Genomic DNA, 16,633 nt, shown 5'->3' on the forward strand with positions numbered 1-16,633 from the left:
GAATGAATGAATCTCTATGGCTTGCCACCGCTTATCCGAAGTCTACCTATCCAACAGTAGATGATGATGTAACTTGCGATGTATTAATCATAGGAGGCGGACTGAGTGGGATAGCAAATGCTTATTTTTTGGCTAAGCAAGGAAAGAGCGTTGTGTTGCTTGAGAAAAATAGTTTATTGCATGGAGCAACCGGAAATTCTACAGGTAAATTAACTGCCCAACATGACTTGGTATATGCGGACATGATTGAACAGTTTGGTGTGGAGAGCGCAAAACAATATTTCGATGTAAATGAACAAGCTGTTGAATTTGCGCGATCCATTGCGGAGGCAGACCAGCTGCAAACCGCACACTCCGCGCTATATTCCCAAACGGCAGAAGGTACAGAACGATTACTGGCAGAGAAAAAGGCATATGAAGCGATTGGAATTCCTTTTATACTTGCGGGCAGTGCATCCTACTTACCTTTTGAAACAGCCCATACTTTACTGATTGAAGACGAAGCACAAATTCATCCAGTGCGTTTTGGACAACGATTAGCACAGCTCGCTGTGAAAGAAGGTGCACGCATCTTTGAACATGCACAAGTAGCGGCATTGGATACTGATCGTCATTTTGTCAAACTCTCTTCATCTAAAGTAGTCAGTTATCGACAACTAGTTATCTGCTCACATTATCCAATTGAGGCCCTAGAAGGCATGCAAATTCTTAAACTGGACGTCGAGCGCTCCTATATTGCTGCGGCAAAAACGGAGACTCCATTTGATCATCAATTTATCTCGGTAGATGAGCCGAAGCGCTCGATACGGACAGCGACAATCGATGACCAGTCTTACTTATTACTATGCGCTCAATCTCATCCTGCCGGCTCGGAAAAAGAAACACAACTACATTACGACAGCTTGACAGAGGATATTAAAACGACATTGGGGCATCCCGATGTTGTCTACAAATGGTCGGCTCAGGATCCGTCCACACCTGATTTGGTGCCTTTTGCAGGAGCTATTTCAAACTCGTCGCCAGACGTCTATATTAGTACAGGCTATCGGAAATGGGGACTATCTAATTCCTTAGCTTGCGCAGGAATCATCTCGGATGCGATTGTCGGTCGATCGAATGCCGCAAGCGAATTATTTTCTCCTAGCAGAACAGATTTCGGCTCTTTATCCAGCCGTGCTCTACTATTAGCTGGACGTACCGTAAAGGAATTTGCCGGAGGACATATCGCCCGGACCGACTCGCCTATCTGTACGCATATGGGGTGCCGTACCCGCTGGAATAAAGGAGACCAAACGTGGGACTGTCCATGTCACGGATCCCGTTTTCGTGCAGATGGAACCGTGTTGGAAGGTCCTGCCACACAACCCCTAGATTTAGGATAAAAAAACTGTCACAGAAGATCGGGCAACCGATTTCCGTGACAGTCTGGTGTTTATGAAAGTGCTTCAGTCAATACAGGTACAATTTGCTTCTTACGTGAAACGATACCTTTTAACAAAGCCGAATTATTATTGAACGCTACATTAAATGCAGATCCTGCACGTTCAGCTTCTTTTCCGAGTGCAATGATTACGGAATCGCTATTGATGATATCCGTCACAACAAACAGGAATAAGTCTAGCTCTTTTTGCTTGATTACATTATTTAATTCCGCTTCCAGTTCATCTTGTCGGCCAAGGATATCTTGCAAGTCTACTGCATTTACTTGTGCAATTACCATTTTCACATCGCCGAAAATAAATTCCTTCGAATCCAGATTAGCTAAATCCTTTACAGATACCGAGCTTAAGTCCGCTCCAGCTTTCAACATGTTCAAACCGTAAACAGCAGCATCTACTTCTGCAATTGCAGCCAGTTCTTCAGCTGCTGCCTGGTCTTGAACTGTAAATGTTGGTGATTTGAATAATAATGAATCTGATACGATCGCAGAAAGCATTAAGCCCGCAATGTTCTTTGGAATTTCAACGCCATGCTCTTTGAATAATTTGTTCAAAATCGTTGCCGTACAGCCTACTGGCTCCGCACGATAATACAATGGATCGTTTGTCTGGAAGTTCGCGATACGGTGATGATCAATCACTTCCAACACGTGTACATCATCCAAGTCATCCACACTTTGTTGTTTCTCATTATGATCGACTAAGATGACTTGAGATGTTTCAGGTGCCGCTTTTTCAATTAAGCGTGGTGCTTCAAAACCGAAAGTTTCAAGCGCATACGCTGTTTCTTTTGTAATATTACCTAGACGAACGGCTTCTGCGTCCACTCCGATTTGTTGTTTAAGATAAGCATACGTAATCGCAGATGCAATGGAATCTGTATCCGGGTTTTTATGCCCAATGACTAACACTTTTGACATTTTTTAATTCCTCCTATTTCACTATGTTTACTCACTATATTCTACCACACTATTCAAGATTGACTAGTGGGAAATAGTAAAGATTGTATTTCTTCCTTATTGTGAAGGAAATCTGCAATCGTGTAACGGTCTAGCACTTCAAAGTAAGCTTGAAGCGCTTCGTATAATACACCTCTTAGCTGGCAGGCTTGAGACAACACACACATATTTTTACTCGGATCAAAACATTCGACTAAGTGAAAATCGTCTTCTGTTTTTCGAACTAGTTCGCCTACATTTATGCTATGTGGATCTACACTGAGACGGATTCCACCACCACGACCGCGAGTGGTTACAATCAGTTCCAGCTTTCCTAACTCATGGACTATTTTGGTGAGGTGATTTTTCGAGATTTGATAAGCATCCGAGATTTCTTGAACTGTAGATAGTTCATCCGATTGCTTGGAAGCTAAAAAAATCAGAACACGCAGCGAATAATCTGTATACATCGTTAAACGCATAATATCACCACTTTCTACTCTCACCTTATTATAGCATTTTCAATCGAAAAATCATTAATTGACACTGAGCGTTACACTTATAAGCTTAGCTACTTTTTGAATAGAATGTGACAACATTCACATTTTATTTTTAAACATGTATTTTAAATATATCTTTTAGATTCCAAATGATTTATGATAGAGATATCAAATACGGAGAGGTTGTGTATTCACAATGTTAGATCAAAAAACTATCGACGTTATCAAATCCACAGTACCAGTACTAGAGGAACACGGAACAGCTATTACTACAGCGTTTTACAAAAATATGTTCGTGGCTCATCCGGAATTACTAGATATATTCAACCACGCTAATCAGTCGCAAGGCCGTCAGCAGACAGCTCTTGCAAACACAGTCTACGCTGCAGCGCAACATATTGATAACCTAGAAGCCATTCTACCGGTTGTTGTACAAATCGCGCACAAGCACGTATCTCTTGGAATCTTGCCGGAACATTATCCAATTGTCGGAGAGTATCTGTTAAAAGCTATTAAAGAAGTACTTGGTGATGCAGCGACTCCTGAAATTATGGATGCATGGGAAGCCGCTTACGGTGTAATCGCTGGCGCATTCATCGGTGTAGAAAAAGATATGTATGAGAATACAGAAAAAGCCGATGGCGGATGGCACTTATTCAAAGACTTCGAGATCGTCGACAAAGTAGAAGAAAGTGATGTCATTACTTCATTCTACTTAAAACCTGTTGATGGCAAAAAATTGCCATACTATTTACCGGGACAATACATTACGATTCGTTTGGAAATCCCAGGCGCAAAAAATATTGTCAACCGTCAGTACAGCTTGTCTCAAAAATCAAATGACGAGACTTTCCGTATCTCAGTTAAACGTGAAGATACATTAACACCAAACGGCGTAGTTTCTTGCTACTTGCATGAAAATGCAAGTGTAGGCGACATCATCGAAGTAAGTGCACCAGCAGGCGACTTCTACTTAGATCCTACTGGCACAGCACCTGTTACTTTAATCAGCGGTGGGGTTGGTATTACACCAATGAAAGCTATGTATTCAACTATTGCAGACTTGTCTCCAGAACGTGAAGTAGCATTCTTGCACTCTGCACGTACACGTAGTCAACAAGCATTTGCGAATAAATTAGAGCATATAAATGCAAAACTGCCAAACTCTACGTACAAAGCTCTATATTCAGAAGAGGGAGACGGCATGTTCACACGTGAGTTCTTAGAAGAAAACGTTATTGCAGACAGTGATGTCTATGTATGTGGACCAACTGGTTTCATGGAGTTCGTTCTTCAACAACTTTACGCAATGGGTATTTCAGAAGATAAAATTCACTTCGAATTCTTCGGCCCAGCTGTAGCACTTCAATTACAATCTATTTAACCATAAACAACCCCCACGAATGTGAATAATTCGCGGGGGTATTTTTATACTTTATTCGGCATACGGATTGAAGACATAATGAGTGCAGCTACTAAAAATAGACCTAAATAACCGACGACCGGATATAGTGTATTGACCAATTTCGTGAATCCAAAAAAGCTCAATGCATAGCCAATTACTAATGAAAATGCTATGAATAACTTAAATTTCATCGTTCCACTTTGGATGAATCGAGCACCAAACGCATAGAACATACTGACCGCTGTATTGAAGATCATACCGTATAAAATAACTGCCATGAAGATTGCAAAGATCGGTGAAATATTATTGATAATCGCAAGCATCGGCAAATCTGCTCCTGCTACGTTTTCCACCTGTGAAAAAATCGCCAAGTGACTTAACAGTATTAAAATGCCTAATCCAAGACCACCTACGAATCCACCTCGTGCTGCAATCTTTTCATCTTTTTCCGCACCCCCTATAACAATTGCCATCGAAGCACCTACCGCAATATTAAATGACACATAGTTAATGGCAGATATGAACCAGTTAGGCAATGTCGTAGGCAATGCTTGTGCGACAGGGTCTAGAACCGCAAATGTTGTATCCATCGTGACGATACTGTAAACAGATACGACAACTACTGTAATAATTAAAAAGGGTGTTACACTCCCTATTACAGCAACTACTTTATCTACGTTTAGTAATATCGTCAAGAACACTAAAATCATCATAAGCAAACTGCCTACAAATGTCGGTAAGCCAAATTGCTGATGTAAGTTAGCACCGGCACCCGCCAGCATCACCACACCCACGCCAAATAGTGTAAAGATGATAATACCATCCACTATTACACCTAAATAGCGCCCACTAATTTTGTAGATCACGTCTTTGTGTGAAGGTGTTTGCATTCGACTTCCAAGACGCGTTAATGTCATTCCTAAGTAAGCGAACAGCGCCGTACAAATCACTGCGCCAATCATGCCTAAGTAACCGAAACTCGTAAAATACGTCATAATTTCATTACCGGAAGCAAATCCTGCCCCTACGATAATTCCAATAAATGCACTGCCCATTTTCAATATTTTCTTCATAATTTCCCCTATTCTTCTCTGTAACCAAGCAAATTCGAGATGTTCATTCATCTATTTTCTATATTTAGAGACGAATGGGTTGTCTTTTTCATAGAAACGCCAAGGATAATGCACAGCTTCCCCAGTGTTGCCAATCCCGACCCGAGGACCCGTTTCTATTTCAGCCTGAGGAAAGCCTTCTGCTATATAGAGAGGCTTCTGTGTCCAATGATGGCCGTAGTATGACATCGTCACGCCAAGAGCTTTGGAGAGCTTCCCGGGTCCATTTGTAAGATCGGTCTCTTTCTTAATGTGTATGCCACGACGTTGTTGCATATGACGTACTCCTTCTATTGGTTCACCTGCCCGCAGTAATACAGCATGCGGTGTCCCCTCTTGTGCACAGACCACATTCATTAGTGTGTGCGTGTGCATTTGATATGTATAGACGGAACCCGGCTTACCGAACATAATTTCCGTACGCTTCGTCCTACGATTACCATAACTATGCGCAGCACGGTCCTCAGCTCCATGATACGCTTCAGTTTCCACAATTCTAACCACTGATAGTCCTTCGGGATCCTCATGGACAATATATTGACCGACCAAATTACGGGCAAGCTCTAGTACAGGTACATTGAAGAAAGATGAATCAATCGGTTCATACATACAATCTTCTCCTTTCCGTTCTCATGCCAATCCTTGACCTTCTGCAAACTCGCGATAGAGTTTATGTGTTTTCAATAGTTCGGTGTGATTTCCTCTACCGGTAATCTGACCATTCTCCAAAAAGAGTATTTGATCTGCATGCAGTACAGTTGCCAATCGGTGTGCAATAATAAGCGTAGTTCTACCTTGCATCAAGTGGCGTAATGCTTCCTGGACATGCTTTTCCGATCCGCTATCTAAATTTGACGTCGCTTCATCCAATAATAAAATCTCTGGGTTATGCAATAATGCACGCGCGATTGCAATACGTTGACGCTGACCACCTGACAACTTCATACCGCGCTCTCCCACCATCGTATCGAATTGATCCGGCATATCTTTTATGAATGTATACGCATTGGCCGCTTTTGCCGCTTCAATAACTTGTTCAAGAGGTGGTCTCTTTTCAAGACCGTACGCAATGTTATCTAAGATTGTTCCACTCAATAATGGGCTTTCCTGCGAGACGTAGCCTATACGCCGGCGCCAATCCGATAACGGAATCATCTGAATCGGATCTGCTCCAAGCCGTATTTCTCCAGAAGTCGGTTGATAAAATCTCTCCATCAATGAAAAGATTGTGGTCTTTCCTCCACCGCTTGGTCCGACGAATGCCGTTACAGTTCCTCGCTCTGCAGTGAATGAAATTCCGTTCACTACATTCTTCCCCTCTTCATATGAAAAATGAACATTTGAAAATACGATGGCGCCTTCTGTTTTCGATGTACGTTCACCGTCTGCGGACTCTGAATCCATCCGCAGAATGCCTTGAATTCTTTCTGTCGCCCCTACTGCTTTTTGGAATGAAGTGAAAAATTGAGCCATTTGCGCGAACGGTACGATGATCTGAAATAGCAAGAAAATAATTGCAACTAACGTTCCTGCTGATAATGCGCCTTTTGCAACTTGTGCTCCTCCATATCCGAGAATCACAACTAAGATACCCATCATTGTCAACATCATGATAGGTGAAATAACAGCCTGTATTTTTGCTTCTTTCAGGCCATATCGAAATAGCGATTGAATGGCTACTTTGCCTTTCTCCCCTTCAGTAGATTCTGCGCGATATGCTTTCACTAACCGGATATCTCCAAGTACACGGCCGAGATGTCCCGAAAAATTTGCCATTTCAGCCTGTGTCGCTTTCGCTACCTTGTGCATTAAACGTCCAAGCGGATACAAGATCGCCATACTAACAGGCACACTAATCAACATAATAATCGTCATTTTCCAATCGAGCACCAATAGAATAATGACCGCTCCAATAATTGAGATCATACCCGAGATGAACGATACTAGCTGCTCTGAAACAAGTGATTTTAATACAGTCGTATCTTGTGTAATGCGACTCATCGTTTCGCCCGTTTCATTTCGATCAAAATATGGCACAGGTAAACGCAATACTTTTCGCCATAATTGATTACGTAAATCCGCCACTACCGTCTCACCAATAAAGGCCAACATGTAATAGGAGAAACCTCCAGCAATTGCTTGCACTACGAATAAAACGAGCAGAAAAACGCCCGTTTTCCAGTTCAATAATTCACTTGTGAAGGAGTCCACTAAATCTTTGGTAATCAACGGCACAGCTAGTCCTGCGGCTGTTTCAACGAAAGATAGCACCAGTGCAAAGATTGTTACAGCAACTGGCCAGCGCAATGTCTTGACCAGACTCATAAAGTTTTTTACGGATCCTTTAGGTTTTACTTGATCATTCATGGTGTTTCCTCTTTTCTATCTCATTCAAACGGATGTTGCATTTGCCTTTGAAGATATTCACCAATGCGATGCCAATCGGCCTCCAAATCAGGTCTAAGGGATGGACGATAAAACACTGAAGCTGGATGGAATGTCGGTATTATAGTGTATGATTCTTCCGTTAAACTATATTGTTTATCTTCTAATTCCGCTAAATATTGCACAGGTTGCGTCAATATTTGTCCATGAAGAGCTGTAACCTTCGCATGTTTTCCTAGCAATCGCTGCAAGCCGATATTGCCCAGTGTTACGATGAGCTTCGGTTGAAGATTGTCTACTTCAAAATCGAGGATGGGCGCATGGGCCAATTGTTCTTTTTGTGTGGGTGGACGATTATACTTACGCTCCGTCAAACTACCATCCCGTTCTTTCTTCGTCCCCCATTTGTATGGTCTACTGCGGAACGAACTCGTCATATAGACATCTTCACGTGTTAGCCCGATCGATGCAAGGGATTTCATTAATTCGTCACCTGCACGGCCAATGAACGGAATACCATGTATCGCTTCATGTTCTCCCGGCGCTTCTCCAACGAGTAAGAGCGTCGGTGATTTCGGACCTTCTCCATGAACAAAGCCTTCTACTGGAAATCCTTCGCTACGTTCTAAAGCTACACGCGCAATTTCATCTGGTACACGAAACATTGTATCCACTCCTTTCTGTAATTATAAAGGTTTCCTTGGTGAATAAAAAATGTTAACCATCGAAAAAGCCGCTCCCATTTCAGTGAAATGGAAACGACTAACTTTATACTATGTTAACTCCGTTTGTTTTGTTTCTGTTCCGAGGAAAATAACAGCTAGTACTCCTACCATAATAGCTGCGCAGAATATACCAAATACTACTCCGAAACCGTATCCTGCCGTTAACAATGAACCAACGAGAAGTGGTCCGAAAATTCCTCCCACACGTCCAACTGCAGCTGCAACCCCTGAGCCTGTCGCTCGGATCGCGGTAGGATATTGTTCGGGTGAATAAGCGTAGAGTGCTCCCCACGCCCCCAAGTTAAAGAAGGATAGAAACGCACCGGCTACCATCAATGTAGTCAATGTCTCGGCATTGCCAAAAGCTAAAGCACTTAGTGCCGTTCCGAATAAATAGGTAGCGAGGACAAATTTACGTCCTATGCGCTCGATTAGCCACGCGGCACTGAAGTACCCTGGCAACTGCGCTAGTGTCATCAATAATACATAGCCAAAACTTTTAATTAGACTAAAACCTTTGATCACCATAACGCTCGGAAGCCAAAGGAACATTCCATAATACGAGAATACCACAGCAAACCATACAATCCACAACATGATTGTCCGTTTTCTAAATGTCGGAGCCAGTAGTTGCTTTAGTTTCTGTCCAGTCGTTTGCGATGTTTTTTCTTGCTCTTCGAATTTCTTGGAGTCCGGTAAATTACGTCGAATGTAAATCGCATAAAATGCCGGTAGTGCCGTGATGATCAGAGCAATTCTCCAGCCGAATTCTGGGATAATAAAATATGCTATTAAAGCCGCTATAAGCCAGCCCGCTGCCCAGAAGCTTTCCAGTAACACCACCACACGTCCCCGCTCTTTTGCGGATACGCTTTCCGAAACTAATGTAGAGGCAACAGGCAACTCTCCCCCTAACCCTGCTCCCACTAAGAAACGCAAGGCTAAAAACGCCCATAATGTCGTCGTCAAAGCGGATAAGCCACTCGCAACTGAAAATAAAACCAATGTCATCATAAATACTTGCTTACGTCCAATTCGATCGGCCAATAAACCGAATCCGAATGCACCTATCGCCATACCGATCGAGTTAACACTACCAATCCAGCCCATCTCAGTCGAAGTCAGATTCCACTCTACAGCTAATGCAGCAATGACGAATGACAGGATTCCCACATCCATCGCGTCGAACATCCAGCCTGTACCTGCTATGCCTAATAATTTATTTCGTGATATTTCTTTCTTTTTCACTGGGCTTCTACCTTTCTATCGTGCAATCTTTAGGTGTCTTTACAGTTGTCATTATAGCACTTTTTAGTTGCATTTGACTAGCTTTGTTTTTGGGGTGTTTTTAGATGTTGGTGGTTGTGCGTATGAGCGGTTACGGGGCTGGATTGAGCGGATGGACTGTGGCTATGAGCGGTTACGAGACTGGATTGAGCGGTTAGGCTGTGGCTATGAGCGGTTACGAAACTGGATTGAGCGGTTAGGCTGTGGCTATGAGCGGATACGGGGCTGGATTGAGCGGATGGACTGTGGCTATGAGCGGATATGGGGACTGGGTTGAGCGGTTAGGCTGCTACTATGAGCGGATACAGAACTGGATTGAGCGGTTAGACTGCGGCTATGAGCGGATACAGAACTGGGTTGAGCGGTTAGGCTGCGGCTATGAGCGCATACAGAACTGGATTGAGCGGTTAGGCTGCGGCTATGAGCGAACAAACAACATGATAGAGCGCTCGTTCAAGTTGAGTGAGCACACCCCAACAAATCAGAGTAAAAAACCAATAAATGAACATACAAAAATCCCAGAAGACAGAGTCTCCCGGGATTTCATTTGTTCTTATAGTCCAGCTTCTACTTCTTTAATCATTTCTTTGATTGATTGAAGTCCGCCACCAGATAGGTACCAATATTCACCGTTCAAATAAACCATTTTGTCGTTCTTGAATGCGTTTGTTTTCTTCACAAGATCGTTTTCAACAGAATCTTTCGCTGATGCGCCGTTACCGATTGCTGCGTCGCGGTCGATCACGAAGAGGATATCTGGGTTTGTTTCTAAGATGTATTCAAACGTAATGTTTTGTCCATGTGTAGAAACTTCTATTTTTTCGTCAGCGGGCTCAAAACCAAATACGTCATGAACTAGTCCGAAACGTGAGCTTGGGCCGTATGCACTTACTTTCCCTTCAGTTGCTAGGATAATTAATGCATTGCTGTCGATGCCTTCAGTTTTAGTTTTGATTTCTTCGATGCTTGCATCTACTTCTGCTAATTCAGTGTTCATCTCATCTTCTTTATCGAAGATTGTAGCGATTTTGCCCATGTTCTCTTTGAAAGATTCCATGTAGTTAGCTGTATCAACACCCACGAAGATGGTTGGAGCGATTTCAGATAACTGATCATACAAGTCTGTTTGACGTCCAGAGATGAAGATCACGTCTGGTTTCATTGCATTGATTGCTTCAAAGTCAGGCTCTTTCAAACTACCAAGATTTTCATATTTCTCATCTTCGTATTTAGAAAGGTAACCAGGTACGTTTGATTGTGGAAGACCTGCTACTTCAATTCCTAGCTCATCCAATGTATCCAATGTTCCAAAGTCAAAAACTACTACCTTTTCAGGGTTCTTTTCAAGTGTTGTTTCACCAAGTTCATGTGTAATCGTTACTTCTTTGCTTTCTTCAGCTGGCTTGTCTTCAGGTTTTGCATTGTCTGCAGGTTTTTCTTCGTCTTTCGCACCGCCACAAGCAGCTAGTGCAAGCATTAAAATTAATGCAAATAGGGAAAGGGTAAGTTTCTTCATTTTAGTATAATTCCTCACTTTGTATAATTTATTTTAAGAGTTAAAATACACACAAATACGGCAATCTTTCATTTGTTGAATTGGAATTTCCATATCATAAATTTCGCGTAATGAATCTGAGGTGATAATATCGTTTGTTACTCCGTCCTTGACGACTTTTCCGTTCTTTAACGCAACGATGCGGTCTGAATAGACAGAGGCAAAGTTGATGTCATGCAAGACGATGACCACCGTTTTGCCAAGATCATCGACAAGCTGACGCAAGATTTTCATGATTTGCACGGAGTGTTTCATGTCCAGGTTATTTAGTGGTTCATCGAGCAGAATATAATCGGTGTCTTGTGCAATCGTCATCGCAATGAACGCTCGCTGACGCTGACCACCGGATAATTCATCCAAATATGCTTCTTGCATGTCTATCAGGCCCATATACTCCAACGCCTGATCCACCATCCGCTCATCTTCTTCCTGAAGACGGCCCTTACAGTGCGGGAAACGGCCGAACGAAACAAGTTCACGGATGGTAAGTTTGACATTCATGAAGTTAGATTGCTTTAATATCGCGACGCGCTTAGCAAAATCATTAGACTTCATATTTTTCACTTTGCTTTTATCGAGCAATACTTCGCCCGTGTCAGCATCCATTAATCGACTTACCATAGACAGAAGAGTAGATTTACCAGCCCCGTTCGGTCCAATGAATGATGTGATTTTTCCACGGTGAATATTCACACTGACCTTTTCGACGACTGCTTTTTTTCCATAAAACTTCGTTATCTCACGAACTTGAATCATGAAGACCGACTCTCCTTTAATAATAAGTAGATAAAGTACATGCCACCGACAAAGTTAATGATCACACTGAGTGTGGTCGAGAAAGAGAATAGACGTTCAACGATCCACTGTCCGCCAACTAATGCAATGACACTCATCAATGCAGCACCGGCAATTAACACCGAATGCTTGAACGTGTTAAAGAATTGGTAGGACAAGTTGGCTACGATTAATCCGAAGAATGTAATCGGACCTACAAGTGCCGTGGACACCGCAATCAGTACTGCCGATAAAATCAGCATGATCTTGACGACCGACTGATACGGTACACCTAGATTGATAGCTGTATCGCGTCCCAATGATAAAACATCGAGTTCATTGATATAGCGCCATCCGATAATTAGTGTGATAACCAATATCGATAATGCCCACCAAACGAGATCCCCGTTGATATTGTTGAAACTCGCAAACATCTTATCTTGCACACGCAAGAATTCATTCGGATCAATCATCACTTGGAGGAATGTTGAAATACTTCCGAAGAATGTACCAACGATAATACCGACTAGCAGTAAGAAATAAATCGGCCGGTTCCCTTTTCCGAATAAGAAGTGATAGAGCAGTAAGGCGAACAATATCATCGCACCTACCGACAGCATGAAGTTAAACTGTTGGTTAATCAGGACAAATGAAGTGGATCCGAAAAAGAATATGAGAACGGTTTGCAGCAGGATATAGAGTGAATCTAATCCCATAATGCTTGGTGTCAAAATACGGTTATGCGTGATGGTCTGGAAAATAACTGTGGAATATGCCACTGCCACGCCTGTTAAAATCATCGCTACCACTTTGATTGCTCTTCTAGGAAGTGCATAGTCATAGCTGCCGTTCAAACCTTGAAACAGATATAATCCGCAAAAGACTAATGAAAATGCCAACAAAATTAATAGCTTCGTTGAGTTACGCATAGGCTTTCCCCCTAAACAGCAAGAACAGGAAGATTGCGCTTCCGATGACACCGACCATTAAACTGATCGAGATTTCATACGGGAAAATAATAATCCTGCCTAGAATGTCACAAATAAGAAGGAAGATCGCGCCTAGCAATGCAGTATGCGGCAAGGTCTTTTGTAAATGGTCTCCTTTGAAGATTGAGACGATGTTCGGAATGATTAACCCTAAGAAAGGAATCAGTCCCACTGTCAATACAACGGTTGTGGTAATTAATGCGACTAAGACCAACCCGATATTGACGATACTCTTGTAAGCGAGTCCTAAGTTCTTGGAAAAGTCTTCTCCCATACCTGCCACTGTAAATCGATTCGCATATAAATATGTAATGATCAACACGGGTATACTAATATACAAAAGCTCATAACGGCCTTTCATGATCATGGAAAAATCTCCTTGAAGCCAAGCAGACATATTCTGGATCACGTTAGCTTTAAATGCAAAAAATGTGGTGATGGAAGATAAGATACTCCCGAACATCAATCCAACAAGCGGAATGAAAATCGCATCTTTGAATTTAATACGATCAAGAATTTGCATAAACAAAAATGTACCAAGTAAGGCGAATGTAAACGATACCGCCATCTTTTCTAATAGTGTTGCGTTGGTAAAGATTAACATAGACACTAAGATTCCAAGTTTAGTCGCATCCAACGTCCCTGCCGTGGTAGGTGATACAAATTTATTGCGGCTCAATTGTTGCATAATCAAACCTGCAATACTCATCCCTGCACCTGCAAGTAATATCGCGACTAATCGAGGGAACCGACTAATCATGAAAATTTCTGTCGCTTCTGACCGCCAGTCCAATAGGTCCGCTGGTGTGATTCGGCTTGCGCCAACAAACAGCGAAAGAAATGATAAAAGTATAACTGCTGTAATTAAGTAACGTTTCTTCATGAAGAACTCCGATATCGAATATTTGAGCATTTCTCATTTAAATGAAAATGATTATCATTCGCTCAACAACAACTTTACAGCGTTTTGCAGATGATGTCAATATCTAAATGAAAATCGTTATCAACACTTTTTTAAAAATGCATATTTGGGTACTTATGCCCCGTTATTTATTTAAACGTATGGGGTTATACGAAAAAACCGTTTTCCGTATGACACGGAAAACGGCGTATTCATTTACTGCTGATTCATTCCTTGGTCCATTTCTTGGGCGCTATCCAATATTTCTTTCGGTACTTTGATTTCATCAATCTCATTGATCATTGTCATGGTACCCTTCATATTCTGCGTGACTTTAACTTGCTGACCTTGCTCGTCCATTGTCATGACCATATCCATGTCAAAGTCTTTTGTGAAGAAAGTCTTTTTATCAATAGTGAATTGTAGATCGACTTTTTCTACTTTTATATCAGTTTCTTCCAACTTGGCTTCATCTGCTCCTGCTGGCATGTGTTTCTCCAACATCTCCTGCATGAGCTCGCTAAACTTTTCACCAGAACCTATCAATGTCAAAGCGTATTCATCGTTAGTCTCTTCAAATGTAAAGTCTTCTGCGTATTCTTTATACATAGTGAAGTCCACTGGTGATTCAGTCACTCCCGCCATTTGACCAGTGACTTCCTCATACAGTTCATTCGGTAGTTTGATCCAACCACCTGATTGTGGATCTTTCATGAAGAAACCTTCTTCTGTCATATACTGTTCTATCGCCATTTCTTCACCGCCAACTTGCATATTCATGGTTTGGCGCATAGCGAGCGGTTCAAGTATCATATCCATATCAATCGTTGAATTAATGTCTTGCTTTTCATCCCCCATTTCTAACGTTTGCATAATTTCCATATCAGAATGCATACTCTGCTGTGTTTCAGCTGCCGCATTTGCTTTTTCCATTACTTCACCGGCTGTCAGTTCACTTTTTACGACCACTTCTTCTCTTTCCCCTGTCATAGGATCTTCTTTAGGTTCAGCAGTTTGGCCACAGGCACTTAAGACAAATGCTAGCGTTCCTGCTGTAAGAATGGTTGTCCATTTTTTCATACAGTTCATCACTCCTTATATATCGTTCTCGCTTAGTTGTACGATTGATTAAGAAAATTTCCTCAGATTCACCTTTTTATATAACATAAAACAATGGGAAAACCGCAAGTTAATATACTAAATATTTTTTAATATTCATCAAGAGGTTTAGATTCCGAGTAATCGGGCAAACTAGAAGCATCCCACCCCCTTTCTCTTCTTATAAAGATAAAAGGATTTGGCTGCATGCATTGCGCATGCAGCCCTTTTTTATATTCAATTTAGAATAAATTCTTGTAGACGTTCACATTCACTTGCTGGCATTTCTACAGTCATCAATGTACCTTCTTCTTCATACGTTGTTTCTTTAATCGACGCATTTTCATTGAGATGTGCAACGATTTCTCCACGGTCGTATGGAATCATTAATTTACACGTGACATATTGTCGGAATAAGTTTTGTTGGATCAATGTTAGTAATTCAGGTATTCCTTTATCTTCGCCTGCCGACATCCAAATACTCTGATCTTTTATACGTGGATAGGAGATTTCAGTCAAGTCCGATTTATTATATATATTGATAGTAGGAATGCTTTTCACGCCAATGTCTCCTAGCGTTTCATTAGTAACGTCCATCATATGACCATGTTCTTCGTCGGAAACGTCCACAACATGCAACAATAAGTCGGCATTCTTGGCTTCTTCTAGTGTCGAACGGAATGCTTGGACAAGATGGTGTGGGAGTTTTGAAACGAACCCTACGGTATCCGTTAAAACAAATTCTTTTTTATCATGCAGCTTGATCTTTCTTACAGCGGTTTCGAGTGTTGCAAATAGCATATCTTTTTCACGGACTTCTTTAGATTCATCCACATCCGTAAATTGCAGCAATCGATTCATCAACGTGGATTTCCCAGCGTTTGTATAACCTACAATCGACACTACAGGTATGCCGCTTCTGACACGCTGTTTTCGCTGCGTTTCTCGTTGATCACTTACATGCTCGAGTTCACGGCGAAGCTTCGCGATCTGATCTTCAATTTTCCGACGATCAAGCTCAAGCTTCGTTTCTCCGGCTCCTTTATTCTGTAAGCCGCCTCCCGTGCCGCCACCTTGCCTGCTGAGTGATGCACGTAGTCCGACGAGTCGTGGCAGTGTATATTGCAGTTGCGCTAATTCAACTTGCATCTGCGCTTCTCGGTTGCGTGCCCGCCTCGCAAAAATATCCAGTATTAGCATAGTACGGTCAATGATTTTACATTCTAGATCTCTTTCCAAATTTCGTAACTGTGAAGGTGATAATTCATCATTGAAGATTATTAAATTCGCTTCGGTTTCTTCATACACATCACGGATTTCATCGATCTTCCCTCTTCCAATATAACTAGAAGGATTTTTCCGTTCCAAATTCTGTGTTACTTCACCTAGTACTTCCACATTGATGGCTTCTGCCAAATTCTTCAGTTCTTCCATCGCATATTCAAAGTGCAAATCCTTCTGCTCATGCACGCCAACTATTATGGCCTTTTCAATTAACACATCCATGCTAGCATCCTCCCGACAT

General features: G+C 41.9%; 16 protein-coding genes. 3 read left to right on the forward strand and 13 right to left on the reverse strand.

Annotated elements, in window-relative coordinates:
* Window positions 1–2 precede the first annotated feature (2 nt).
* Complete coding sequence (locus tag CSV80_RS04175) at window positions 3–1,382, forward strand: FAD-dependent oxidoreductase (protein WP_099669883.1); 1,380 nt, start codon at window positions 3–5, stop codon at window positions 1,380–1,382.
* A gap of 50 nt (window positions 1,383–1,432) precedes the next feature.
* Here the strand turns inward: CSV80_RS04175 and CSV80_RS04180 are convergent, their stop codons facing one another.
* Window positions 1,433–2,359 carry a manganese-dependent inorganic pyrophosphatase gene (locus tag CSV80_RS04180; RefSeq protein WP_099669884.1) on the reverse strand — a complete coding sequence of 309 codons (927 nt, stop codon included), beginning with the start codon at window positions 2,357–2,359 and terminating at the stop codon, window positions 1,433–1,435.
* Window positions 2,360–2,412: 53 nt separating this feature from the next.
* Window positions 2,413–2,859: an RrF2 family transcriptional regulator gene (locus CSV80_RS04185; RefSeq protein WP_029054765.1), complete on the reverse strand. Its 447-nt coding sequence runs from the start codon at window positions 2,857–2,859 to the stop codon at window positions 2,413–2,415.
* 190 nt (window positions 2,860–3,049) lie between these two features.
* Between CSV80_RS04185 and hmpA the strand changes: the two genes are divergently transcribed.
* Complete coding sequence (gene hmpA / locus CSV80_RS04190) at window positions 3,050–4,261, forward strand: NO-inducible flavohemoprotein (protein ID WP_483315622.1); 1,212 nt, start codon at window positions 3,050–3,052, stop codon at window positions 4,259–4,261.
* Window positions 4,262–4,305: 44 nt separating this feature from the next.
* On the opposite strand, the gene CSV80_RS04195 is transcribed toward hmpA, so the two are convergent.
* From CSV80_RS04195 to CSV80_RS04215, 5 genes are all read right to left on the reverse strand, one after another.
* Window positions 4,306–5,355 carry a YkvI family membrane protein gene (locus tag CSV80_RS04195; RefSeq protein WP_099669886.1) on the reverse strand — a complete coding sequence of 350 codons (1,050 nt, stop codon included), beginning with the start codon at window positions 5,353–5,355 and terminating at the stop codon, window positions 4,306–4,308.
* 51 nt (window positions 5,356–5,406) lie between these two features.
* Window positions 5,407–6,003 carry a DNA-3-methyladenine glycosylase gene (locus CSV80_RS04200; RefSeq protein WP_099669887.1) on the reverse strand — a complete coding sequence of 199 codons (597 nt, stop codon included), beginning with the start codon at window positions 6,001–6,003 and terminating at the stop codon, window positions 5,407–5,409.
* Window positions 6,004–6,024: 21 nt separating this feature from the next.
* Window positions 6,025–7,761 carry an ABC transporter ATP-binding protein gene (locus tag CSV80_RS04205; protein WP_099669888.1) on the reverse strand — a complete coding sequence of 579 codons (1,737 nt, stop codon included), beginning with the start codon at window positions 7,759–7,761 and terminating at the stop codon, window positions 6,025–6,027.
* A 20-nt stretch (window positions 7,762–7,781) separates the two neighbouring features.
* Entirely contained in the window at window positions 7,782–8,444 is a 663-nt protein-coding gene (locus CSV80_RS04210; RefSeq protein ID WP_099669889.1) for a uracil-DNA glycosylase, read from the reverse strand.
* Window positions 8,445–8,552: 108 nt separating this feature from the next.
* Window positions 8,553–9,695, reverse strand: coding sequence for an MFS transporter (locus CSV80_RS04215; RefSeq protein ID WP_198040356.1), 1,143 nt, complete (start codon window positions 9,693–9,695; stop codon window positions 8,553–8,555).
* 151 nt (window positions 9,696–9,846) lie between these two features.
* On the opposite strand from CSV80_RS04215, the gene CSV80_RS17295 reads away from it, so the two are divergent.
* The gene (locus CSV80_RS17295; protein WP_143560462.1) at window positions 9,847–10,068 is read left to right on the forward strand and encodes a hypothetical protein; all 222 of its coding nucleotides are present in this window, start codon (window positions 9,847–9,849) and stop codon (window positions 10,066–10,068) included.
* A 276-nt stretch (window positions 10,069–10,344) separates the two neighbouring features.
* Here CSV80_RS17295 and CSV80_RS04220 read toward each other — a convergent pair whose 3' ends face one another.
* The 6 genes from CSV80_RS04220 to hflX form a co-directional block, all read right to left on the reverse strand.
* A complete protein-coding gene (locus CSV80_RS04220; protein ID WP_099669890.1) occupies window positions 10,345–11,307 on the reverse strand; it encodes a siderophore ABC transporter substrate-binding protein in 963 nt (320 codons plus the stop codon).
* A gap of 33 nt (window positions 11,308–11,340) precedes the next feature.
* Window positions 11,341–12,102, reverse strand: coding sequence for an iron ABC transporter ATP-binding protein (locus tag CSV80_RS04225; RefSeq protein WP_099669891.1), 762 nt, complete (start codon window positions 12,100–12,102; stop codon window positions 11,341–11,343).
* Window positions 12,099–13,049, reverse strand: coding sequence for an iron chelate uptake ABC transporter family permease subunit (locus CSV80_RS04230; protein ID WP_099669892.1), 951 nt, complete (start codon window positions 13,047–13,049; stop codon window positions 12,099–12,101). The genes CSV80_RS04225 and CSV80_RS04230 overlap by 4 nt, the downstream gene beginning before the upstream one ends.
* Window positions 13,042–13,992 (reverse strand): ABC transporter permease, encoded by a 951-nt coding sequence (locus tag CSV80_RS04235; protein WP_099669893.1) that lies wholly within the window; start codon window positions 13,990–13,992, stop codon window positions 13,042–13,044. Before CSV80_RS04235 ends, CSV80_RS04230 begins: the two co-directional genes overlap by 8 nt.
* Before the next feature lie 234 nt (window positions 13,993–14,226).
* Window positions 14,227–15,090 carry a DUF6612 family protein gene (locus CSV80_RS04240; RefSeq protein WP_099669894.1) on the reverse strand — a complete coding sequence of 288 codons (864 nt, stop codon included), beginning with the start codon at window positions 15,088–15,090 and terminating at the stop codon, window positions 14,227–14,229.
* A 255-nt stretch (window positions 15,091–15,345) separates the two neighbouring features.
* Window positions 15,346–16,614: a GTPase HflX gene (gene hflX, locus CSV80_RS04245; RefSeq protein WP_099669895.1), complete on the reverse strand. Its 1,269-nt coding sequence runs from the start codon at window positions 16,612–16,614 to the stop codon at window positions 15,346–15,348.
* Between the last annotated feature and the right edge of the window lie 19 nt (window positions 16,615–16,633).

This window comes from Sporosarcina sp. P12(2017), from assembly GCF_002743035.1.
Lineage (GTDB): Bacteria > Bacillota > Bacilli > Bacillales_A > Planococcaceae > Sporosarcina > Sporosarcina ureae.